The organism is Burkholderia sp. BCC0044, assembly GCF_902832955.1.
Lineage (GTDB): Bacteria > Pseudomonadota > Gammaproteobacteria > Burkholderiales > Burkholderiaceae > Burkholderia.
In genome coordinates this window covers 36,978-56,608 of record NZ_CADFDO010000007.1, presented here as the reverse complement: position 1 = coordinate 56,608, position 19,631 = coordinate 36,978, and the positions used below count along the sequence as shown (strand labels likewise).

The following is a 19,631-nucleotide window of genomic DNA, read 5'->3' as shown; positions in this document are numbered from 1 at the left end:
CGATGCCGGCATTCCGTTTCGAAGCAATCGATTCGGCGGGACGCGCGCAGAAAGGCGTGATCGATGCCGATAGCGCGCGCGCCGCGCGCGGCCAGCTGCGCGCGCAGGGGCTCACGCCGCTCGTCGTCGAGCCGGCCGCGAGCGCGACGCGCGGCGCGCGTTCGCAGCGGCTCGCGTTCGGCCGCAAGCTGTCGCAGCGCGAGCAGGCGATCCTCACGCGCCAGCTCGCGAGCCTGCTGATCGCCGGGCTGCCGCTCGACGAGGCGCTCGGCGTGCTGACCGAGCAGGCCGAGCGCGACTACATCCGCGAACTGATGGCCGCGATCCGCGCGGAGGTGCTCGGCGGCCATTCGCTCGCGAATGCGCTGGGCCAGCATCCGCGCGATTTTCCGGAGATCTACCGCGCGCTCGTCGCGGCGGGCGAGCACACCGGCAAGCTCGGCATCGTGCTGTCGCGTCTCGCCGACTACATCGAGCAGAGCAATGCGCTGAAGCAGAAGATCCTGCTGGCGTTCACGTATCCGGGCATCGTCACGCTGATCGCGTTCGGCATCGTCACGTTCCTGCTGAGCTACGTCGTTCCGCAGGTCGTCAACGTGTTCGCGAGCACGAAGCAGCAGCTGCCGATCCTCACGGTCGTGATGATGGCGCTGTCCGAATTCGTGCGGCACTGGTGGTGGGCGATCCTGATCGCGGTCGCGCTCGTCGTGTGGTTCGTGAAGGCGACGCTGTCGCGCGCCGGGCCGAGGCTCGCGTTCGATCGCTGGGTGCTGACCGCGCCGCTCGCGGGCAAGCTCGTGCGCGGCTACAACACGGTGCGTTTCGCGAGCACGCTGGGCATTCTCACCGCGGCCGGCGTGCCGATCCTGCGTGCGTTGCAGGCGGCCGGCGAGACGCTGTCGAACCGCGCGATGCGCGCGAACATCGACGATGCGATCGTGCGCGTGCGCGAAGGCTCCGCGCTGTCGCGCGCGCTGAACAACGTGAAGACGTTTCCGCCCGTGCTCGTGCACCTGATTCGTTCGGGCGAGGCGACGGGCGACGTGACGACGATGCTGGATCGCGCGGCCGAAGGCGAAGCGCGCGAGCTGGAGCGCCGCACGATGTTCCTGACGAGCCTGCTGGAGCCGCTGCTGATCCTCGCGATGGGCGGCATCGTGCTCGTGATCGTGCTGGCCGTGATGCTGCCGATCATCGAGCTGAACAACATGGTGCAGTGACGGCGCGGCCCGCTTCCGCTTGCCGGGCCGCCGCCGTTCAGCGCATGTAGATCGCGGGGGACGGCGTGTTCGCCGGGAGCTGGATTTCGGCGCGGGCGCCGTTGCGATCGACGATGATCGAGCGCGGGCGCACTTCGGCGAGCTTCGCGCCGGAGGTGACGTCCGCGCCGAGCGACACGGCGCGCGGCGGTTCGCCGCCGACGCTGACGATTGCCGCGCCGCCATGGTCGAGCGCGAGAATGCCGAACAGGTGGATGTCCTGGACGGGATTCTTGTCGAGCTGACCGCCGAAGAGCGCGGCGGCGTCCTCGGTGCGGATCGGCAGCCGCGCGGCGGCGGCGGGCAGCGGCGCTTCGCGGGCGGACAGCGTGACGACCCAGTAGGTGGCCGTCGCGCACAAACCCGCGAAGAGGGCGAGGGAAAGGATCCGGATCGAGAGCGCGTTCATGCGCGCTATTGTACGGATGTATATGAAATTTGCGTTGGGTGAAAGCCCTCGGCGATGCGCGCCTTACAATGCGTGCTCCGCGCCCGGGGTATCGGAAGCTTGTCGTCAGGCAGGCGTCCGGCATGCACACCGGGTGCGTCACTCAATCGACGACATTTTTTGGAAAGAGGTAGTCAGTCATGCAAACGTGGATCACTCGCCGCAACGCGGCCGTGCGTCGTCAGCGCGGTTTCACGCTGATCGAGATCATGGTGGTGGTCGCGATCCTCGGGATCCTGGCGGCGCTGATCGTGCCGAAGATCATGAGCCGCCCGGACGAGGCGCGCCGCATCGCCGCGAAGCAGGACATCGGCACGATCATGCAGGCGCTCAAGCTGTACCGTCTCGACAACGGCCGCTATCCGACCCAGGAGCAGGGCCTGAACGCGCTGATCCAGAAGCCGACCAACGATCCGATCCCGAACAACTGGAAGGACGGCGGCTATCTCGAGCGCCTGCCGAACGATCCGTGGGGCAACGGGTACAAGTACCTGAACCCGGGCGTGCACGGCGAGATCGACGTGTTCAGCTACGGCGCCGACGGCAAGGAAGGCGGCGAAAGCAACGACTCCGACATCGGCTCGTGGCAGTAGGCCGGCGCTGATCGGCCCGACGTTTCATTCCCGTTCTTCATGCTCGCCATTCGCACGACCTCCCGCTGCGGCCGCGATTGCCGTGTGCGTCGCGGTGCGGTGCCGTCCGTACCGGCAGGTGCCGATGGCGGCTTGACGAAGCATCGCGCGGCGCGGCGTCGCGCGCGCGGCTTCACGCTGCTCGAAATGCTGGTCGTGCTCGTGATCGCGGGGCTGCTCGTGTCGCTCGCGTCGCTGTCGCTGACGCGCAATCCGCGCACCGACCTGCGCGAGGAAGCGCAGCGCCTCGCGCTGCTGTTCGAGACGGCCGGCGACGAAGCGCAGGTGCGCGCGCGGCCGATCGCATGGCAGCCGACCGCGCACGGTTTCCAGTTCGACGTGAGCTCGCCCGAAGGCTGGCGCACGCTGCGCGACGACCTGCTGCGCCCGCGCGACTGGGACGGCGGCGTCACGAGCGCGGACATCGATTACCCGGGGTCGGACGCGCGCGCGAGCCGCGTCGTGTTCGGCACCGAGAGCATCGACACGCCGGTGCGCGTGACGCTGCATTCGGCCGCCGGCAGCGCGACGATCGTCGGCACCGGCAACGGCCGCTACGAGGTGCAATGACGATGCGTCGTCGCCTGCCCTTTCCCGTTTCTTCCGCCCGCGGCTTCACGATGATCGAGGTGCTGGTCGCGCTCGCGATCATCGCGGTCGCGCTCGCCGCGTCGATCCGCGCGGTCGGCACGATGGCGACCAATGCGTCCGACCTGCATCGCCGGCTACTCGCCGGCTGGAGCGCCGACAACGCGCTCGCGCAGCTGCGGCTCACGCATGCGTGGCCGGAGGTCGGCGAACAAAGCTTCGACTGCTCGCAAGGCAACGTGCAGCTCGTCTGCACGCAGCGCGTGAGCACCACGCCGAACCCGGTGTTCCGGCGCGTGCGGATTTCGGTGAGCATGCCCGGCCGCGCCGGCGTGCTCGCGCAGATGGTCACGGTGGTCGCGAATGAAACCAGCCGTCCGCTCTGACGCGCCGATGCGCCGCCCGTCCGCCCTCCCGGCCCGCCCCGCCGCCCGCGGCTTCACGCTGATCGAGCTGATGATCGCGATCGCGATCCTCGCGGTGGTCGCGATTCTCGCGTGGCGCGGGCTCGACCAGATCATGCGCGGCCGCGACAAGGTCGCTTCCGCGATGGAAGACGAGCGCGTGTTCGCGCAGATGTTCGACCAGATGCGCATCGACGCGCGGCTCGCCGCGACCGACGACGAGGCCGGCCAGCCGGCGATCGGCGTCGCCGGCAATACGCTGCAGATCGTGCGCGAACTCGACGTGCCGGGCATCGCGCCGCGGCTGCAGGTGGTCCGCTACCGGATCGCCGGCGGGCGCGTCGTGCGCTATGCGTCGCCGCCGATCGACGACACGAACCGGCTGCGCACCGTGCTGAAGGACAGCAGCGTCGACGGCTGGAGCTGGGTCGCGCTGATGGGCGGCGTCGGCGCGATCGACGCGAAGCTGTACGTGCCGCGCGTGGGCTGGACCACCAACGTGCAGACGGCCGACGACGCGCTCGCGCAGAACAACGACGCGCTGAAGGTGCCGCAGATCGGCAACGCGCCGCCGGCGCGCGCGGTGACCGGGCTGCAGGTCAGCATCGGCGCGACGTCGCTGCGCGTGCCGGTCACGCGCATCTTCCTCGTCGGGGAATGACGATGCGTGCGCGCCCTTCCCGCCGAATGCCCGCCCGCCGCCAGCGCGGCGCCGCGATCATCACCGCGCTGCTCGTGGTCGCGCTGTCGGCGATCCTGGTGTCGGGGATGCTGTGGCGCCAGCAGGTGCAGATCCGCCGCATCGAGAACCAGCGCGTGATCGCGCAGGCGCAGTGGGTCGCGCGCGGCGCGCTCGACTGGACCCGGATGATCCTGCGCTCCGAAGGCGATACGGCGCCCGGCATCACGTATCTGGGCGGGATCTGGGGCGTGCCGATCGCGAAGACGAAGCTGTCGGATTTCCTCGGCCGGATCGGCGCGCCGAACGACACGGCCGGCGAGGATACCTATCTGTCCGGCTCGATCGAGGACGCGCAGGCGAAGTTCAACCTGCGCAATCTCGTGTCGTCGCCGGCGCCCGGCGTGCTGCAGCTGAACGTCACGCAGATGCAGGCATTCCAGCGTCTGCTGACGACGCTCGGCTACGACAGCGCGTTCGCGAAGCGCATCGCGCTGCAGGTGCGCGCGGGGCTGCTGCATTCGGCCACGCGATTCCAGATGCCGAACCTGCCCGGCGGCGGCGGGACCGCCGCGAACGCCGCGACCGCACCGGTGACGAGCGGCGACATGCAGGGCAGCGGCTTCACCGACGATCCGGGGATGGCCGGCGGCGACCGCGGGCCCGCGCCGCTGATGATGACGCGCGTCGACAGCCTGCTCGACGTCGACGGCGTGACGCCCGAGATGGTCGCGCGGCTGCGCCCGTTCGTCACCGTGCTGCCGACCACGACGCCCGTGAACATGAACACCGCGCCGGCCGAGGTGATCGCGGCGCTGGTGCCGGGGATGAGCGTGTCGTCCGCGCAGGCGCTCGTGTCGCGCCGCGAGACGGTGTTTTTCCGCAACGTCGGCGACGTGCAGCTCGCGCTGCGCGGCGCCGGCGCGCCGCCGAACGTGACGATCGACTCGAGCCTCGTCGACGTCAATTCGAGCTATTTCATCGTGCATGGCCGGATCCAGCACGAACGCGCGGAGGTCGACCGCACCTCGCTCGTGTATCGTGATCCGACCACGCACTCGACGCGGGTCGTACGCATCCGCGACCAGCTATAACGACGCCAATCGGGAGAGGAGCTCTTGTGAGCACGTTGATTGTTTCTTTGCCGCCGCGCGAGCCTGCCGTGCCGTTGCAGGAATGGCAGTGGCCCGAGCTGCCGTTCACGCTCGTCGACAAGGCCGGCCACGTGCAGCGCGCGGGTCGCGCCGCGCTCGCGCTGCTGCCGCGCGCGAACGCGACGGTGCTGATCGTCGCCGCGCGCGACGTGCTGCTGCTGGCCGCGACCGTGCCGCCGCTGAAGGGGCCGAAGCTGCGCCAGGCGCTGCCCAACATCGTCGAGGATCAGCTGATCCAGGATCCGCTCGGCTGCCACATCGCGCTCGACCCGGCTCCGCTACCGGACGGGCGCCGCGTGCTGGCCGTCGTCGATCGCGCATGGTTCCGAACGATCTGCGACGCGTTCACCGCGGCCGGCCACCGGCACCTGAGCGCGGTGCCCGCGACCCGCTGCCTGCCGGCGCCGCGCGCGTCGGCCGAAGCGGCGTCCGCCGTGCCGGCCGACGGCGAGCCCACCGACGCCGCCGCGCTGGTCGCGGACGTTACCGTGCCGCCTGCCCGCCCGGCGACGGTCGCTGCGGTGCTCGGGCTCGCGACGTCGGTCGAACCGGTGCTCGTCGAAGCCGGCGCGCTGTCGGCTGCGTCAGGTGCGCCACGCCTCGAACTCGCGGTCGCGCGCGGCGCGCTCGGCGAAGGCTTCGCGGCGCCCGCGTCGCGCGCGGCCGGCACGCTGGCCGCGCTCGCGGGCGGCGGCGACATCGAACTGTACGAACTCGGCGAGCCGGGCGCGGAGCCGCGGCTCGCGTCGGTCGGCCGCACCGACGCGCCGCTGTTGCCGGGCGCCGCGCCGCTGTCGTTCGACACGTTCGCGCGCCGGGCGCTCGCCGAGCCATTCGATCTGTGCCAGTTCGAGTTCGAATCGCAGCCTTGGCGCTTCGACCGCGCGACGCTCAAGCGGCTGCGCGTGCCGATCGCGCTCGCCGCGGCGACGCTCGGCGTCGCGGTGATCGGGATGAACCTGCACTGGTGGAAGCTGTCGCGCGAACGCGATGCGCTGTCCGCGCAGATCACCGAGACGCTGTTGTCCGCGTTCCCGAAGACGACCACCGTGCTCGACCCGCCCGCGCAGATGCAGCGCCAGCTCGACCAGCTTCGGCTGGCGGCCGGCGAGCTGTCGCCGAACGATTTCCTCGCGCTGTCGAGCGGCTTGTCGCGCTCGATGGGCGCGCTGCCGCTGAACGGCATCGCGTCGCTCGACTATCACGACCGGCGGCTCGACGTCGGCTTCAAGCCGGAGGTCAAGGTCGATCCCGATTTCACGCAGCGCCTCGCGCGTAACGGACTGTCCGGTGAAGTCGACAGCAACACGGGCAAATGGACGATCCGGAGCCGCTCATGAAAACCGAACAACTGAACCAGACGCTGGCCCAGTTCTGGGGCGAGCGCTCGCCGCGCGAGAAGACGCTGCTCGGCTGGGGCGGCGCCGTGCTGGCGGTCGCGATCGCGTATTCGGTCCTGTGGTCGCCCGCGCAGGAAGGCCGCGCGCGGATCCTGCGCGAGCTGCCGACGATGCGTCACGAACTCGCGCAGATGACCGCGCAGGCGAACGAGGCGAAATCGCTGACGGCCGCCGCGCAGGGCGTCGCGCCGACCGGCCTTGCGCTGAAGGACGCGCTGACCGCGTCGCTGTCCGATCACGGGCTGCAGGGCGCGCAGGTGCAGATCGTCGGCAACGGCGTGCAGATCCAGATGAAGAACGTGTCGTTCCCGGCATGGACCCAGTGGCTCGACGATGCGCGCCGGCAGTTCAAGGTGCAGGTCGGCGAAGCGCATGCCACGGCGCTGAAGGAAGACGGCCAGGTGGACCTGACGGCCGTGATGCAACCTTCCGCCCAGAAATAGATGACGGCAGTGGATGACGCAAACGAAGGCCGGCCGATGCGGCCGTGGGCAAGGCGGCTCGTCGCCGTGTTGCCGTGGGTGCTGGCAGGCGGCCTCGCGACGGCGGTGACGCTCGTCGCGCTCGCGCCGGCCGCGTGGATCGCGCCGCAGTTCGCGCGCGCGACCGGCGGCCATGTGAATCTGGTCGATCCGGACGGGTCGCTGTGGCACGGCTCGGGCACGCTGATGCTCGCGCCGGGTGCCGACCAGAGCGCGGCGACGCTGTTGCCGGGCCGGGTCGAATGGACCACGCGCTTCTGGCCGCTGCTGACCGGGCGCGTGCAGATGCGCATGCGGCAGACGGAAGCGATGCCCGATGCGGTCACGCTCGATGCGACGTGGCGCGGCGCGGTGCTGTCGGCGGGCACGATGGCCGTGCCTGCCTCGCTGCTCGCGGGGCTCGGCACGCCGTTCAACACGCTCGACCTGCAGGGCGACGTCCGGGTCGGCTGGAGCGACTGGCGGCTCATCGGCAGCAACGCGTTCGGCCAGCTGACGGTGACGATCGATTCGATGAGTTCGCGCGTGTCGCGCGTGAAGCCGCTCGGTTCGTACCGCGCGGTAGTGCAGGCGAAGGGCGCGGGCGCCGATCTCGACCTGTCGACGACGCAGGGCCCGCTGTTCCTCGACGGGCATGGCAGCTTCGGCCCCGGCCAGGGATCGTTCCGCGGGACCGCGCATGCGGCGCCCGAGCAGCAGGCGAACCTCGCCGGGCTGCTGAACCTGCTCGGCCATCCGATCGGCAACAACCAGGTGTCGCTGATCTTCGGTGACGCGCAGCGCTGAACGCGCGCGTCGCCCGCTTCCTTTCCTACTTCTGCGCGAGCGGCGCGGCGGCCGACGGTGCGGTGGCCGCGGGCGCGGGCGCGGCCGCACCGGACGCCGGCACAGGCGCCGGCGCCGCCATGTCGCCGTTCTCGCGCGCCATCTCCGATACGTCCCAGCCGCCGCCGAGCGCCTTCACGAGCCCGACCGACGACACCATCCGCTGGCCGGCGATCGTCGCGAGCTTCTGCTGCGCGGTGAACGCGGTGGTCTGCGCGGTCAGCACGTTCAGGTACGCGACCGTGCCGGCCTTGTACTGATTCGTGACGATCGCGAGCGCGTGCTCGGCGCTGTCGACGGCCTGCCGCTGCACGTCGATTTCCTGCGCGAGGATGCGCTGCGACGCGAGGTTGTCCTCGACGTCCTGGAACGCGGTGAGCACCGCGAGGCGATAGGCGGCGACGTCCTGGTCGTAGGTCGCGCGCGCGGCGTCGGTCTGCGCGGCGCGCAGCCCCGCGTCGAACAGCGTGGCCGCGAGCTGCGGGCCGACCGTCCAGAACCGCGCCGGCAGCGTGAACAGCTGCGACCACACCGAGCTCTGGAAGCCGCCGGTGGCCGATAGCGTCAGCGTGGGGAAGAACGCAGCGATCGCGACGCCGATCTGCTCGTTCGCGGCCGCCGCGCGGCGCTCGGCCGCCGCGACGTCCGGCCGGCGCTCGAGGATCGTGGACGGCACGTCGACCGGCGTGATCGGCGGCTCGGCCGCGAGCGGGTTCGGCGGGAGCGAGAAGGTCGACGCGGGCTCGCCGATCAGCGTCGCGATCGCATGCTCGTACTGCGCGCGGGCGACGCCGTTGTCGATCTGCGCGGCCTGCGCGCTCTGCAGCTGCGTCTGCGCCTGGATCACGTCCGCGCGGGCGGCGACGCCCTGCGCGTACTGGTTCTGCGTGAGCTGCAGCGAGCGTTCGTACGACTTCACGGTGTCGTCGAGCAGCTTTTGCAGCCCATCGGACGTGCGCAACTGGAAATAGGTCTGCGCGAGCAGCGCCTGCTGCGACAGCCGCGCGTTCGCGAGATCGGCCGCGGCGGCCGCTTCGCCGGCGCGCTGCGCGCTGACGGTGCGGCTCACCTTGCCCCACAGGTCGGGTTCCCAGCTCGCGTCGAGGCCGACGCTGTAGCTGTTGTTGATCGACCCGGTCGACCCGCTGCCGAAATTCGACGACGAACTCGACGACAGCGACGTGCGCGGCGTCCGCGCGCGCGAGCCCGACGCGGTCAGCCCGACGGTCGGGAAATATGCGGCGCGCGCCTCGGTGACGAGCGCACGCGCCTGCCGGTAGGCGGCCGCCGATTGCGCGATGGTCTGGTTCGACGCGTTGAGCTTGCCGATCAACGCATCGAGTTGCGGATCGTTGTAGACCGTCCACCACGCGCCGCGGTCGGCGCGATCGGCGGGCTGCGCGACTTTCCAGCCGGCCGGCGCTTCCTTGAAGGCGGCGGGGATCGACGTGTCGGGCCGGTGATAGTCGGGCCCGACGGCGCAGCCGGCGAGCAGCACGGCCGTCGCGATGGCGACGGCGGCGCTCAGCGGGCGAACGGCGCGCGGGAGGGGAGCGTACGGCATGGTGGTTTTCCTGTCTGGGCGTGACGGCCGGCGAGCGGCGCCGCGCGATGCGGTCGTCGTGCCGCTGGCGGACAAATGGTAACTGACGGCGGGAAAGCTGCGCAGCCCTAAGGGTACGGTGGGCGGCGGCCCGGATGTGTTACCGGCGCGGCCGGCCGGTTTACCGGCCATTACGGCCGGCTTGCGGGAAAACGGGCGTACGAACGGGCGTACGACATCGGCCGCGCGGGACGCGGCCGGCGGTCAGGCGGGAGCGTGTGGAGCGCGGTAGCGCCGCGGCGTCAGTGGCAGCGCGCGGGCACCGCGACGGGTTCGGCGGCGGCCCGCCATGTCGACGGCTCCGTCACGGACGAGGCCGGCTGGCTCGTGCGGCGGGCGCCGCCCTTCGCGTGGCGCTGCCGGCGATGATCGAACCACGCGAACCCGAGCGCCGCGAGCGAGCCGCCCGGCACGACCAGCATCGTCACGTACAGCGCGATCTTCCAGCCGCGGTGCGGCCCGGAGAACACATGATGAGCGGTATCGGTCAGGTTGCGGCGCAGCGCGCCGGCGGCATTTTTCAGGAACAGCATCGCGAACATCCTCGGGTGCCCGCAGTGCGGGCCGATCGGTCAGAACATAGTCTCCGGCGGTGCAACATGCACGTCGTAACTGGTTGACTGAAATAATATTGACTAAGCAATCATTTTTCAAGATACTGGGCGCGTTTAAACCCGAAACGCACTATTGCTGCGCGCGCAATCGTATGACCGGCGGCCTCTACGATCCCGAGAACATCGCGCTGGAAACGAGCCTCGGCTATTACCTGTCGAAGGCGAAGCAGGCGCTCGTCGAGCGGATGGATCGCGCGCTCGCGCCGTTCGATCTCACCGCGCAGCAGATCGGCGTGATCCTGCTGCTGTCGCGCGGCTACGCGCGCACGCCGTTCGAGTTGTCGCGCAAGATGTCGTACGACAGCGGCTCGATGACGCGCATGCTCGACCGGCTCGAACGCAAGGGGCTGATCGCACGCACGCGCAGCGAGCAGGACCGCCGGATGATCGAGCTGACGCTGACCGAGCGCGGCAGCGAAGCCGCCCGCGCGCTGCCGTCGCTGGTCGCGACCGTGCTGAACGCGCAGCTCGAAGGCTTTTCGGCCGACGAACTCGCGACGCTCACCGGCCTGCTGCAACGCTTCATCGCCAACGGGCTCGATTCGACCGGCTGCCCGAAGCCCGACGAATCCGACTGCTGATGCGCGCGGAGCCCCCATGTCCCGGTTTAAACATTCGCTTATTTCTCTGTCTGGGCAGAAGATGACAGGGCACCCGCTCAGCTTTTCCCCTTTTCCATTCCACCCGGCCGGGCCGCGCTGCGTCGCGCGCCCGTGCGTTGTGCCGACGCGCCCCGCGCGCCGCATCTAGGAGATTCCGATGTCCGCCACCACGGCATCCGCCCCCTCCCCCGCTGCCGAACCGGCGCCGCTGACCGGCGGCGCGCTTGCGCTGCTGACCGTCGGGCTCGCGCTCGGCACTTTCATGGAAGTGCTCGACACGTCGATCGCGAACGTCGCGGTGCCGACCATCTCGGGCAGCCTCGGCGTCGCGACGAGCGAAGGCACGTGGGTGATTTCGTCGTACTCGGTCGCGTCCGCGATCGCGGTGCCGCTCACCGGCTGGCTCGCGCGCCGGGTCGGCGAAGTGCGCCTCTTCACGCTGTCGGTGCTCGCGTTCACGATCGCGTCGGCGCTGTGCGGCCTCGCGACCAACTTCGAGACGCTGATCGCGTTCCGGCTGCTGCAGGGCCTCGTGTCGGGGCCGATGGTGCCGCTGTCGCAGACGATCCTGATGCGCAGCTATCCGCCCGCGAAACGCGGGCTCGCGCTCGGGCTATGGGCGATGACGGTGATCGTCGCGCCGATCTTCGGCCCGTTGCTGGGCGGCTGGATCAGCGACAACTACACGTGGCCGTGGATCTTTTACATCAACCTGCCGATCGGCGTGTTCTCGGCGGCCTGCGCGTATTTCCTGCTGCGCGGCCGCGAGACGAAGACGTCGAAGCAGCGGATCGACGCGATCGGCCTCGCGCTGCTCGTGATCGGCGTGTCGTGCCTGCAGATGATGCTCGACCTCGGCAAGGACCGCGACTGGTTCAACTCGTCGTTCATCGTCGCGCTCGCGCTGATCGCGGTGGTGTCGATCGCATTCATGCTCGTGTGGGAGGCGACCGAGAAGGAGCCGGTGGTCGACCTCACGCTCTTCAAGGACCGCAACTTCGCGCTCGGCGCGCTGATCATCTCGTTCGGCTTCATGGCGTTCTTCGGCTCGGTCGTGATCTTCCCGCTGTGGCTGCAGACGGTGATGGGCTACACGGCCGGCAAGGCCGGCCTCGCGACCGCGCCGGTCGGGCTGCTCGCGCTCGTGCTGTCGCCGCTGATCGGCCGCAACATGCACCGGCTCGACCTGCGGATGGTCGCGAGCTTCGCGTTCATCGTGTTCGCGGGCGTGTCGCTGTGGAACGCGACGTTCACGCTCGACGTGCCGTTCAACCACGTGATCCTGCCGCGGCTCGTGCAGGGCATCGGCGTCGCATGCTTCTTCGTGCCGATGACGACGATCACGCTGTCGAGCATTTCCGACGAGCGGCTCGCGAGCGCGTCGGGGCTGTCGAACTTCCTGCGCACGCTGTCCGGCGCGATCGGCACCGCAGCCAGCTCGACGTTCTGGGAGAACGACGCGATCTACCATCATGCGCGGCTGTCGGAATCGGTGAGCGTCTACGCGCAGAACACGACCGATTACCAGGGCGCGCTCGCGCAGCTCGGCATCGTCGGCCAGACGGCCAATGCGCAGCTCAACCAGCTCGTCACGCAGCAGGGCTTCATGATGGCGACCAACGACTTCTTCCACCTGTCGGCGGTGATGTTCATCGCGCTTGCGGCGCTCGTGTGGATCACGAAGCCGAAGAAGGGCGCGGGGCCGGCGATGGGGCATTGAGGACCCGACGGGCGGCCATCACGGCCGCCCTTTTTGTTTCACCGTTCGCTTCATCGCCCGGCGGCCCCGCCATCACTCCCTCGCCCGCAATCCCCCAAACGCCAGATCGTCGGCCGGCGCGAGCGGCAGCGTCGCCCGCGCGACGTCGAGCCATGCGCGCGCCGCGTGCGACAGATAGCCCTTCTTCAGCCAGCCGAGCGCGATCGCCCACGTGATTTCCGGCTCGACGATGGGCCGGCACGTGAACTGGCTCGCGTCGAGCCGCCGGCAATACGGCTCGGGCAGCAGCGCGATGCCGACGCCCGCGTGTACGAGCGCGGCCATGAAATCCCAGTGGCCGCTGCGGCTCACGATCGACGGCGTGAAGCCGGCCTGCCGGCACGCATCGAGCACCGCGTCGTGCAGCGCGAGGCTTTCCGCATAGAACACGAACGATTCGCGCGCGAGATCCGCAAGCGGCACGGCCGCGTGGTCCTCCCAGCGCGACTCGCGCGGCGCGACGAGCCACAGCGGCGCGCGCACCATCGGCAGCCGCTCGAACGTGCCGGGATCGACCGGTTCCAGCAGCCCGCCGAGCTCCAGCTCGCCCGACATCAGCGCGGCCTCGATCATCCGCGCGCCCTGCTCGAACAGCTTCAGCTCGATGTTCGGGTAGCGCTGCTTGTACGCGGCGATGATCGGCGTGAACAGCGAACCGCCGAGCGGCGGGATGCCGATGGTCAGCTCGCCGCGCCCGAGCGTGCCGAGATCGTTCAGCTCCGACTGCAGCTGCGCCTGCGCGGCGAGCACGTCCTGGCCGCGCTGGAACACGATCCGCCCGGCGTCGGTCAGCACCATCTGCCGGCCGTCGCGCAGCAGCAGCGGCGAACCGATCTCGTCTTCCAGCGCCTTCACCATCTTGCTGATGGTCGGCTGCGTGACGAACAGCTTGTCGGCCGCCGCGGTGAAGCTCTGCTGGCGAACCACCTCGACGAAGTACCGCAGCGCGCGCAATTCCATCGATCACTCCCCAGATTGGTGCAGCTGAATTTAAAGCGAATTCCGAATTGGAATGACAAGGATAGAGACAAGTCATTTTATTTATGGTTAGGGGAAACCCTATACTTGCTCCATTGACAGAAACATCTGTAGGGAGCCCGCCATGAACAAGCCGACCGCCACTGCCGCCGCCCGCCCTGCCGCTTCGGGCAGCCTCGCGCATACGGGCCGGATCGTGCTGCAGGCCGCCGCGCTCGGCGTGCTGTGGATGGCGGTCGACTGGGCCGTGCGCAAGATCGGGCTGCCGATTCCGTCCGGCGTGATCGGCCTCGCGGTGCTTCTCGTGCTGCTGTTCTCGGGCCGCGTCGCGCCGGCGTGGGTGAAGGACGGCGCGAACTGGCTGCTGTCCGACATGCTGCTGTTCTTCGTGCCGGCCGCCGTCGCGGCCGTGCAGTACGGCGGGCTGTTCCGCGAGGACGGCTGGCGCATCGCGCTGGTGATGCTCGCCGGCACCGCGTTCGTGATGGTCGCGGTGGCCGTCGCGGTCGATCTCGCCGCGAAGCTCGAACGCCGGCTCGCCGCGCAACGCGTGTTCGCCGAGCGCCGCCGCGCGCGGCTGAGCATCGCTCACTGAGCCGGAGCCGCCATGCTCGCCGCGCTATCGAACCTGCCCGCCGACCGGGTGAATACCGCGATCTCGGTCGGCTGCTTCGTGCTGACGGTCGTGCTGTACTTCGCGTCGAAGCGGCTCTATGCGTACAAGAAGACGCTGCTGTTCTCGCCGCTCGTGTTCGTGCCGGGCGTGCTGGTGCTGCTCGTGCTGCTGACCGGTATCCCGTATTCGGTCTACTTCCGCGACACGCGCTGGCTGATGTGGCTGCTCGGCCCGGCGACGATCGCGTTCGCGGTGCCGATCTACGAGTATCGCGAGCTGATCCGCCGGCACTGGCTGTCGCTGTCGGTCGGCGTCGCGGTCGGAATCGCCGCCGGCGTGTGCGGGTCGCTGCTGCTCGCGAAGCTGCTGCACCTGTCGCCCGAGCTGCAGCGCTCGCTGATGACGCGCTCGGTGTCGACGCCGTTCGCGCTCGCCGTGTCGGACAAGATCCACGCACCGAAGGACCTCACGGCCCTCTTCGTGATCGCGACCGGCATCTGCGGGATGCTGCTCGGCGAACTGGTGCTCGCGCTCGTGCCGATGCGCACGCGGCTCGCGCGCGGCGCGCTGTTCGGCGCGGCCGCCCACGGCGTGGGCACCGCGAAGGCGCGCGAGATCGGCAGCGAGGAAGGCGTCGTGTCGAGCCTGACGATGATGATCGCGGGCGTTGCGATGGTGCTGATCGCGCCGCTGCTGTCGCTGCTGCCGATCTGACGATGGATGCGCGGGCGGGCGCCGCTGGCCGCCTCGCCGCGCTCCCTGCCTGACGGCCCCGGTTCCCGCCGGCCGCGCTCGGCCCCGCCTCCGCCTGATCGTTTCCCCCTCCGTTCCCGCCCTGCATCGCGCCGACACCCGGCCGGCCATCGGCGGAGATAGCCGCAATTCCCCCCTCTTTTCCGCCCATCGGCCTCGGCCCGGATGCCGAACAATGCATGCTACGAGACATCACGCACGCATTCACATGGCCACGACTGCAACCCCGACCGCCGACAAGCCGGCTTCCTCCGGCAAGTTCAAGCGCATCGCGCTCATCGCCGTCATCGCGCTGGGCGCGGCTGCCGCCGCCGCCGGCGGCATGTACGTGTTCCTGGGCAAGGCAGGCGTCGGCCATCCGAGCGCGCCCGCCGAGCCGGCGCCGCTCGCCGCGCCGGTGTTCTTCCCGCTCGACCCGCTGACCGTGAACCTGCAGTCCGACGACGGCGCGCAGCACTACCTGCGCGTCGGCCTGTCGCTGAAGCTCACCGACCCGAAGGCGCAGGAGCAACTGACCGCGCGGATGCCGGAAATCCGCAGCCGGATCCTGCTCGCGCTGTCGAACAAGCATCCCGAGGAACTCGCGACGCCGGACGGCAAACGTTCGCTCGCGACGGAACTGCGGGAGCTGATCGAGCAGCCGACGCAGCCGGGCAACCAGCGCGCGAAGGTCGACGACGTGCTGTTCACCGAGTTCGTCGTCCAGTAACGCGGCCGCGAAAGGAGCGCGTATGGGTCACCAGGAGTTCATGTCCCAGGAGGAGGTCGATGCCCTCCTCAAGGGCGTCACGGGCGAAACCGATGCGGTCGACGAGCAGCGCGACACATCGGGCGTCCGCCCCTACAACATCGCGACGCAGGAGCGGATCGTCCGCGGCCGGATGCCCGGCCTCGAGATCATCAACGACCGCTTCGCGCGCCTGCTGCGGATCGGCATCTTCAACTTCATGCGGCGCACGGCGGAGATCTCCGTCAGCCAGGTGAAGGTGCAGAAGTACAGCGAATTCACCCGCAACCTGCCGATCCCGACGAACCTGAACCTGGTGCACGTGAAGCCGCTGCGCGGCACGTCGCTGTTCGTGTTCGACCCGAACCTCGTGTTCTTCGTCGTCGACAACCTGTTCGGCGGCGACGGGCGCTTCCACACGCGCGTCGAGGGCCGCGATTTCACGGCCACCGAGCAGCGGATCATCGGCAAGCTGCTGAACCTCGTGTTCGAGCACTACACGGTCGCGTGGAAGAGCGTGCGGCCGCTGCAGTTCGAATTCGTGCGCTCGGAGATGCACACGCAGTTCGCGAACGTCGCGACGCCGAACGAGATCGTGATCGTCACGCAGTTCTCGATCGAGTTCGGGCCGACGGGCGGCACGCTGCACATCTGCATGCCGTACTCGATGATCGAGCCGATCCGCGACGTGCTCAGCTCGCCGATCCAGGGCGAGGCGCTCGAAGTCGACCGCCGCTGGGTGCGCGTGCTGTCGCAGCAGGTGCAGGCGGCCGAGGTCGAGCTGACCGCGAATCTCGCCGAGATCTCGTCGACGTTCGAGAAGATCCTGAACCTGCGCGCGGGCGACGTGCTGCCGCTGGAGATCGAGGACACGATCACCGCGAAGGTCGACGGCGTGCCGGTGATGGAATGCGGCTACGGAATTTTCAATGGTCAATATGCGTTGCGCGTGCAGAAGATGATCGGCGCGAGCGATTCGATGAAGGAAGGTGGATATGAGTGAGCTGAACCAGACGCCCGACGACGACATGCAGGCGATGGCCGATGCAGCCCTCGCGGCGTCGGCCGCCGACGCGAAGGCGCCGGTCGCGGCCGACGAAGATCCGGGCATGGACGACTGGGCGGCCGCGCTCGCCGAGCAGAACGAGCAGCCGGTGCCCGCTGGCGCGACGGGCGCGGGCGTGTTCCAGCCGCTGTCGAAGGCCGCGGCGAGCTCGACGCACAACGACATCGAGATGATCCTCGACATCCCGGTCAAGATGACCGTGGAGCTCGGCCGCACGAAGATCGCGATCCGCAACCTGCTGCAGCTCGCGCAGGGGTCGGTCGTCGAGCTCGACGGCATGGCCGGCGAGCCGATGGACGTGCTCGTGAACGGCTGCCTGATCGCGCAAGGCGAAGTCGTGGTCGTCAACGACAAGTTCGGTATTCGCCTGACCGACATCATCACGCCCGCTGAACGTATCCGTAAGCTGAATCGATGAACGTCGTGAAGCCTGGCCGCCGCGTGTGCCGCGCGATTGCAGCGACGGCGCTTGCCGTCGCCGCGTCGCTGGCGGGCGCGCCGGCCGGCGCCGCCGACATGAACGCGGTGAACCACGCCGGTTCGATCGCGTCGAGCGTGACGGTCGGTTCGGCCGCGCCGTCGCTCGGCATCGGCGCGGTGCTGCAGACGTTCGTCGGGCTCGCGGTCGTGATCGGCCTCGTGTTCGCGTGCGCGTGGCTCGCGCGCCGCTTCGGCTTCCAGCCCGCGCGACGCGGCGGCCCGCTGAAGGTCGTGTCGAGCGTCGGGCTCGGCGCGAAGGAAAGCGCGACGATCGTCGAGATCGGCGACACCTGGCTCGTGCTCGGCGTTGCGCCGGGCAACGTGCGGCTGCTGCACACGCTGCCGGCCGGTTCGGCGGCCGCCGCCGCGGGTTCCGCATCGGCCGATGCGCCCGCCAGCGGCCATGCGTCCGACGCCGGCTTGCCCGGCACGTTCGGCGCGCGGTTTCGCGACGCGCTCGCGGGCGAAGCCGCGAAACGCCTCGGTCGCGGCAGGGACCGCTGACATGGCGCCGCGCCCTCTTTCCGATCTCGCATTCCGATGAAACATGCATTCCTGCGGCGCGCGGCGCGCGTCGCGCCCGTGCTGATCCTCTGTCTCGCCCCCGCGCTCGCGTATGCGCAGGCGAACGGCCTGCCCGCGTTCAACGCGAGCCCGGGCCCGCACGGCGGCACCACCTATTCGCTGAGCGTGCAGACGATGCTGCTGCTCACGATGCTGTCGTTCCTGCCGGCGATGCTGCTGATGATGACGAGCTTCACGCGCATCATCATCGTGCTGTCGCTGCTGCGCCAGGCGCTCGGCACCGCGACGACGCCGCCGAACCAGGTGCTCGTCGGCCTCGCGATGTTCCTCACCTTCTTCGTGATGTCGCCGGTGCTCGACCGCGCGTACAACGACGGCTACAAGCCGTTTTCCGACGGCTCGATGCCGATGGAGCAGGCCGTGCAGCGCGGCGTCACACCGTTCAAGACCTTCATGCTGAAGCAGACCCGCGAGACCGATCTCGCGCTGTTCGCGAAGATCTCGAAGGCCGCGCCGATGCAGGGCCCCGACGACGTGCCGCTGTCGCTGCTGGTGCCCGCGTTCGTCACGAGCGAGCTGAAGACCGGCTTCCAGATCGGCTTCACGGTCTTCATCCCGTTCCTGATCATCGACATGGTCGTCGCGAGCGTGCTGATGTCGATGGGGATGATGATGGTGTCGCCGTCCACCGTGTCGCTGCCGTTCAAGCTGATGCTGTTCGTGCTGGTCGACGGCTGGCAGCTGCTGATCGGCTCGCTCGCGCAGAGCTTCAGTTAAGCGGAGGAACACGCGCGATGACGCCCGAACAAGTGATGACCCTCGCCCATCAGGCGATGATGGTCGGCCTGCTGCTCGCGGCCCCGCTGCTGCTGGTCGCGCTCGCGGTCGGCCTCGTCGTGAGCCTGTTCCAGGCCGCGACGCAGATCAACGAAGCGACGCTGTCGTTCATCCCGAAGCTGCTCGCGGTCGCCGCGACGCTCGTGATCGCCGGCCCGTGGATGCTGACGACGATGCTCGACTACCTGCGGCAGACGCTGCTGCACGTCGCGACGCTCGGCGCCGGCTGAGCGGCGCGCCCGGCTCCGTTCCACGACGATGTTCTCGGTCACCTACGCGCAGCTCAACGGCTGGCTGACGGCTTTCCTGTGGCCGTTCGTGCGAATGCTCGCACTCGTCGCGACGGCGCCCGTGGTCGGCCACGCGGCGGTGCCGGTGCGCGCGAAGATCGGCCTGGCCGCGTTCATGGCGCTGGTCGTCGCGCCGACGCTCGGTGCGATGCCGGACGTCACCGTGTTCTCCGCGCCGGGCATCTGGATCCTCGTCACGCAATTCCTGATCGGCGTCGCGATGGGCTTCACGATGCAGATCGTGTTCGCGGCCGTGGAAGCGGCCGGCGACTTCATCGGGCTGTCGATGGGGCTCGGCTTCGCGACCTTCTTCGATCCGCACACGAGCGGCGCGACGCCGGCGATGGGCCGCTTCCTGAACGCGGTCGCGATGCTCGCGTTCCTCGCGGTGGACGGCCACCTGCAGGTGTTCGCGGCGCTCGCCGCGTCGTTCCAGTCGCTGCCGGTGTCGGGCGACCTGCTGCACGCGCCGGGCTGGCGCACGCTCGCCGCATTCGGCGCGACCGTGTTCGAGATGGGGCTGCTGCTCGCGTTGCCGGTGGTCGCGGCGCTCTTGATCGCGAACCTCGCGCTGGGCATCCTGAACCGCGCGGCGCCGCAGATCGGCGTGTTCCAGGTCGGCTTTCCGGTGACGATGCTCGTCGGACTGTTGCTCGTGCAACTGATGGTGCCGAACCTGGTGCCGTTCGTGTCGCACCTGTTCGACATGGGGCTCGATGCGATGGGGCGGGTGCTGATCGGGTGGCGGTAGGCGATAGCTTCGGTGTCCGATCGACATCGAGTGAACCGTATTCCAAAATGGACGAATTGCGATATCACTGTGTTTTGCGACCCTCAATAATGCGTTCCTTTACGGACGAAGCAGAGATCGCAACGTGTTCGACTAGACAGTCGTCGCGTGTTGTTACAG

General features: G+C 69.3%; 24 protein-coding genes. 20 read left to right on the top strand and 4 right to left on the bottom strand.

Features of this window, described 5'->3' with window-relative positions; all coding sequences use genetic code 11:
- Window positions 1-2 precede the first annotated feature (2 nt).
- Window positions 3-1,220, top strand: coding sequence for a type II secretion system inner membrane protein GspF (gspF, locus tag HWX14_RS32065; RefSeq protein ID WP_175886210.1), 1,218 nt, complete (start codon window positions 3-5; stop codon window positions 1,218-1,220).
- A gap of 37 nt (window positions 1,221-1,257) precedes the next feature.
- Here the strand turns inward: gspF and HWX14_RS32060 are convergent, their stop codons facing one another.
- Window positions 1,258-1,668: a type II secretion system protein N gene (locus HWX14_RS32060; RefSeq protein ID WP_011544450.1), complete on the bottom strand. Its 411-nt coding sequence runs from the start codon at window positions 1,666-1,668 to the stop codon at window positions 1,258-1,260.
- A 179-nt stretch (window positions 1,669-1,847) separates the two neighbouring features.
- Here HWX14_RS32060 and gspG point away from each other — a divergent pair, with 179 nt between their 5' ends.
- Genes gspG through HWX14_RS32020 form a run of 8 tightly spaced genes read left to right on the top strand, consistent with a single transcriptional unit; the run spans window position 1,848 to window position 7,832 of the window.
- Complete coding sequence (gene gspG, locus HWX14_RS32055; protein WP_012492990.1) at window positions 1,848-2,300, top strand: type II secretion system major pseudopilin GspG; 453 nt, start codon at window positions 1,848-1,850, stop codon at window positions 2,298-2,300.
- A 39-nt stretch (window positions 2,301-2,339) separates the two neighbouring features.
- On the top strand, window positions 2,340-2,909 hold the full coding sequence (locus HWX14_RS32050) for a GspH/FimT family pseudopilin (protein ID WP_175886209.1): 570 nt from the start codon (window positions 2,340-2,342) through the stop codon (window positions 2,907-2,909).
- Between the two features lie 2 nt (window positions 2,910-2,911).
- A complete protein-coding gene (gspI, locus tag HWX14_RS32045) occupies window positions 2,912-3,313 on the top strand; it encodes a type II secretion system minor pseudopilin GspI (RefSeq protein ID WP_175886349.1) in 402 nt (133 codons plus the stop codon).
- Window positions 3,291-3,992, top strand: coding sequence for a prepilin-type N-terminal cleavage/methylation domain-containing protein (locus HWX14_RS32040; protein ID WP_175886208.1), 702 nt, complete (start codon window positions 3,291-3,293; stop codon window positions 3,990-3,992). The genes gspI and HWX14_RS32040 overlap by 23 nt, the downstream gene beginning before the upstream one ends.
- Before the next feature lie 2 nt (window positions 3,993-3,994).
- Window positions 3,995-5,104 (top strand): type II secretion system minor pseudopilin GspK, encoded by a 1,110-nt coding sequence (gspK, locus tag HWX14_RS32035; protein WP_175886207.1) that lies wholly within the window; start codon window positions 3,995-3,997, stop codon window positions 5,102-5,104.
- A 26-nt stretch (window positions 5,105-5,130) separates the two neighbouring features.
- The gene (gene gspL, locus HWX14_RS32030; protein ID WP_175886206.1) at window positions 5,131-6,504 is read left to right on the top strand and encodes a type II secretion system protein GspL; all 1,374 of its coding nucleotides are present in this window, start codon (window positions 5,131-5,133) and stop codon (window positions 6,502-6,504) included.
- Window positions 6,501-7,007: a type II secretion system protein M gene (locus tag HWX14_RS32025; protein WP_175886205.1), complete on the top strand. Its 507-nt coding sequence runs from the start codon at window positions 6,501-6,503 to the stop codon at window positions 7,005-7,007. Before gspL ends, HWX14_RS32025 begins: the two co-directional genes overlap by 4 nt.
- A gap of 36 nt (window positions 7,008-7,043) precedes the next feature.
- On the top strand, window positions 7,044-7,832 hold the full coding sequence (locus tag HWX14_RS32020) for a type II secretion system protein N (protein WP_175886348.1): 789 nt from the start codon (window positions 7,044-7,046) through the stop codon (window positions 7,830-7,832).
- Between the two features lie 25 nt (window positions 7,833-7,857).
- Here HWX14_RS32020 and HWX14_RS32015 read toward each other — a convergent pair whose 3' ends face one another.
- Both HWX14_RS32015 and HWX14_RS32010 read right to left on the bottom strand, forming a co-directional pair.
- Window positions 7,858-9,435: an efflux transporter outer membrane subunit gene (locus tag HWX14_RS32015; protein WP_175886204.1), complete on the bottom strand. Its 1,578-nt coding sequence runs from the start codon at window positions 9,433-9,435 to the stop codon at window positions 7,858-7,860.
- Between the two features lie 281 nt (window positions 9,436-9,716).
- Entirely contained in the window at window positions 9,717-10,007 is a 291-nt protein-coding gene (locus HWX14_RS32010) for a multidrug ABC transporter ATPase (RefSeq protein ID WP_175886203.1), read from the bottom strand.
- Between the two features lie 173 nt (window positions 10,008-10,180).
- Between HWX14_RS32010 and HWX14_RS32005 the strand changes: the two genes are divergently transcribed.
- Window positions 10,181-10,669 (top strand): MarR family transcriptional regulator, encoded by a 489-nt coding sequence (locus HWX14_RS32005; protein ID WP_175886202.1) that lies wholly within the window; start codon window positions 10,181-10,183, stop codon window positions 10,667-10,669.
- Between the two features lie 178 nt (window positions 10,670-10,847).
- Window positions 10,848-12,410 carry a DHA2 family efflux MFS transporter permease subunit gene (locus HWX14_RS32000; protein WP_175886201.1) on the top strand — a complete coding sequence of 521 codons (1,563 nt, stop codon included), beginning with the start codon at window positions 10,848-10,850 and terminating at the stop codon, window positions 12,408-12,410.
- Between the two features lie 72 nt (window positions 12,411-12,482).
- Here HWX14_RS32000 and HWX14_RS31995 read toward each other — a convergent pair whose 3' ends face one another.
- Window positions 12,483-13,409 (bottom strand): LysR family transcriptional regulator, encoded by a 927-nt coding sequence (locus tag HWX14_RS31995; protein ID WP_089488012.1) that lies wholly within the window; start codon window positions 13,407-13,409, stop codon window positions 12,483-12,485.
- Between the two features lie 142 nt (window positions 13,410-13,551).
- Here HWX14_RS31995 and HWX14_RS31990 point away from each other — a divergent pair, with 142 nt between their 5' ends.
- From HWX14_RS31990 to fliR, 9 genes are all read left to right on the top strand, one after another.
- Window positions 13,552-14,022 carry a CidA/LrgA family protein gene (locus HWX14_RS31990; RefSeq protein WP_175886200.1) on the top strand — a complete coding sequence of 157 codons (471 nt, stop codon included), beginning with the start codon at window positions 13,552-13,554 and terminating at the stop codon, window positions 14,020-14,022.
- 12 nt (window positions 14,023-14,034) lie between these two features.
- Window positions 14,035-14,757, top strand: a complete 723-nt coding sequence (locus HWX14_RS31985; protein ID WP_175886199.1) for an LrgB family protein — start codon at window positions 14,035-14,037, stop codon at window positions 14,755-14,757.
- A 247-nt stretch (window positions 14,758-15,004) separates the two neighbouring features.
- The gene (fliL, locus tag HWX14_RS31980; RefSeq protein ID WP_175886198.1) at window positions 15,005-15,505 is read left to right on the top strand and encodes a flagellar basal body-associated protein FliL; all 501 of its coding nucleotides are present in this window, start codon (window positions 15,005-15,007) and stop codon (window positions 15,503-15,505) included.
- A gap of 22 nt (window positions 15,506-15,527) precedes the next feature.
- Entirely contained in the window at window positions 15,528-16,526 is a 999-nt protein-coding gene (gene fliM, locus HWX14_RS31975; protein ID WP_175886197.1) for a flagellar motor switch protein FliM, read from the top strand.
- Window positions 16,519-17,007, top strand: a complete 489-nt coding sequence (gene fliN, locus HWX14_RS31970) for a flagellar motor switch protein FliN (protein ID WP_175886196.1) — start codon at window positions 16,519-16,521, stop codon at window positions 17,005-17,007. The genes fliM and fliN overlap by 8 nt, the downstream gene beginning before the upstream one ends.
- Window positions 17,004-17,573, top strand: coding sequence for a flagellar biosynthetic protein FliO (gene fliO / locus HWX14_RS31965; RefSeq protein ID WP_175886195.1), 570 nt, complete (start codon window positions 17,004-17,006; stop codon window positions 17,571-17,573). The genes fliN and fliO overlap by 4 nt, the downstream gene beginning before the upstream one ends.
- A gap of 36 nt (window positions 17,574-17,609) precedes the next feature.
- Window positions 17,610-18,371 carry a flagellar type III secretion system pore protein FliP gene (fliP, locus tag HWX14_RS31960; RefSeq protein ID WP_175886194.1) on the top strand — a complete coding sequence of 254 codons (762 nt, stop codon included), beginning with the start codon at window positions 17,610-17,612 and terminating at the stop codon, window positions 18,369-18,371.
- Between the two features lie 17 nt (window positions 18,372-18,388).
- Window positions 18,389-18,661, top strand: a complete 273-nt coding sequence (gene fliQ / locus HWX14_RS31955) for a flagellar biosynthesis protein FliQ (RefSeq protein ID WP_006401718.1) — start codon at window positions 18,389-18,391, stop codon at window positions 18,659-18,661.
- A gap of 28 nt (window positions 18,662-18,689) precedes the next feature.
- Complete coding sequence (gene fliR / locus HWX14_RS31950) at window positions 18,690-19,472, top strand: flagellar biosynthetic protein FliR (protein ID WP_175886193.1); 783 nt, start codon at window positions 18,690-18,692, stop codon at window positions 19,470-19,472.
- Window positions 19,473-19,631: the final 159 nt, after the last annotated feature.

Coding starts and splice junctions, on each gene's coding strand:
- gspF (WP_175886210.1), top strand. CDS start 3: ATGCCGGCATTCCGTTTCGAAGCAATCGATTCGGCGGGACGCGCGCAG.
- HWX14_RS32060 (WP_011544450.1), bottom strand. CDS start 1,668: ATGAACGCGCTCTCGATCCGGATCCTTTCCCTCGCCCTCTTCGCGGGT.
- gspG (WP_012492990.1), top strand. CDS start 1,848: ATGCAAACGTGGATCACTCGCCGCAACGCGGCCGTGCGTCGTCAGCGC.
- HWX14_RS32050 (WP_175886209.1), top strand. CDS start 2,340: ATGCTCGCCATTCGCACGACCTCCCGCTGCGGCCGCGATTGCCGTGTG.
- gspI (WP_175886349.1), top strand. CDS start 2,912: ATGCGTCGTCGCCTGCCCTTTCCCGTTTCTTCCGCCCGCGGCTTCACG.
- HWX14_RS32040 (WP_175886208.1), top strand. CDS start 3,291: ATGAAACCAGCCGTCCGCTCTGACGCGCCGATGCGCCGCCCGTCCGCC.
- gspK (WP_175886207.1), top strand. CDS start 3,995: ATGCGTGCGCGCCCTTCCCGCCGAATGCCCGCCCGCCGCCAGCGCGGC.
- HWX14_RS32025 (WP_175886205.1), top strand. CDS start 6,501: ATGAAAACCGAACAACTGAACCAGACGCTGGCCCAGTTCTGGGGCGAG.
- HWX14_RS32020 (WP_175886348.1), top strand. CDS start 7,044: ATGCGGCCGTGGGCAAGGCGGCTCGTCGCCGTGTTGCCGTGGGTGCTG.
- HWX14_RS32015 (WP_175886204.1), bottom strand. CDS start 9,435: ATGCCGTACGCTCCCCTCCCGCGCGCCGTTCGCCCGCTGAGCGCCGCC.
- HWX14_RS32010 (WP_175886203.1), bottom strand. CDS start 10,007: ATGCTGTTCCTGAAAAATGCCGCCGGCGCGCTGCGCCGCAACCTGACC.
- HWX14_RS32005 (WP_175886202.1), top strand. CDS start 10,181: ATGACCGGCGGCCTCTACGATCCCGAGAACATCGCGCTGGAAACGAGC.
- HWX14_RS32000 (WP_175886201.1), top strand. CDS start 10,848: ATGTCCGCCACCACGGCATCCGCCCCCTCCCCCGCTGCCGAACCGGCG.
- HWX14_RS31995 (WP_089488012.1), bottom strand. CDS start 13,409: ATGGAATTGCGCGCGCTGCGGTACTTCGTCGAGGTGGTTCGCCAGCAG.
- HWX14_RS31990 (WP_175886200.1), top strand. CDS start 13,552: ATGAACAAGCCGACCGCCACTGCCGCCGCCCGCCCTGCCGCTTCGGGC.
- HWX14_RS31985 (WP_175886199.1), top strand. CDS start 14,035: ATGCTCGCCGCGCTATCGAACCTGCCCGCCGACCGGGTGAATACCGCG.
- fliL (WP_175886198.1), top strand. CDS start 15,005: ATGGCCACGACTGCAACCCCGACCGCCGACAAGCCGGCTTCCTCCGGC.
- fliM (WP_175886197.1), top strand. CDS start 15,528: ATGGGTCACCAGGAGTTCATGTCCCAGGAGGAGGTCGATGCCCTCCTC.
- fliN (WP_175886196.1), top strand. CDS start 16,519: ATGAGTGAGCTGAACCAGACGCCCGACGACGACATGCAGGCGATGGCC.
- fliO (WP_175886195.1), top strand. CDS start 17,004: ATGAACGTCGTGAAGCCTGGCCGCCGCGTGTGCCGCGCGATTGCAGCG.
- fliP (WP_175886194.1), top strand. CDS start 17,610: ATGAAACATGCATTCCTGCGGCGCGCGGCGCGCGTCGCGCCCGTGCTG.
- fliQ (WP_006401718.1), top strand. CDS start 18,389: ATGACGCCCGAACAAGTGATGACCCTCGCCCATCAGGCGATGATGGTC.
- fliR (WP_175886193.1), top strand. CDS start 18,690: ATGTTCTCGGTCACCTACGCGCAGCTCAACGGCTGGCTGACGGCTTTC.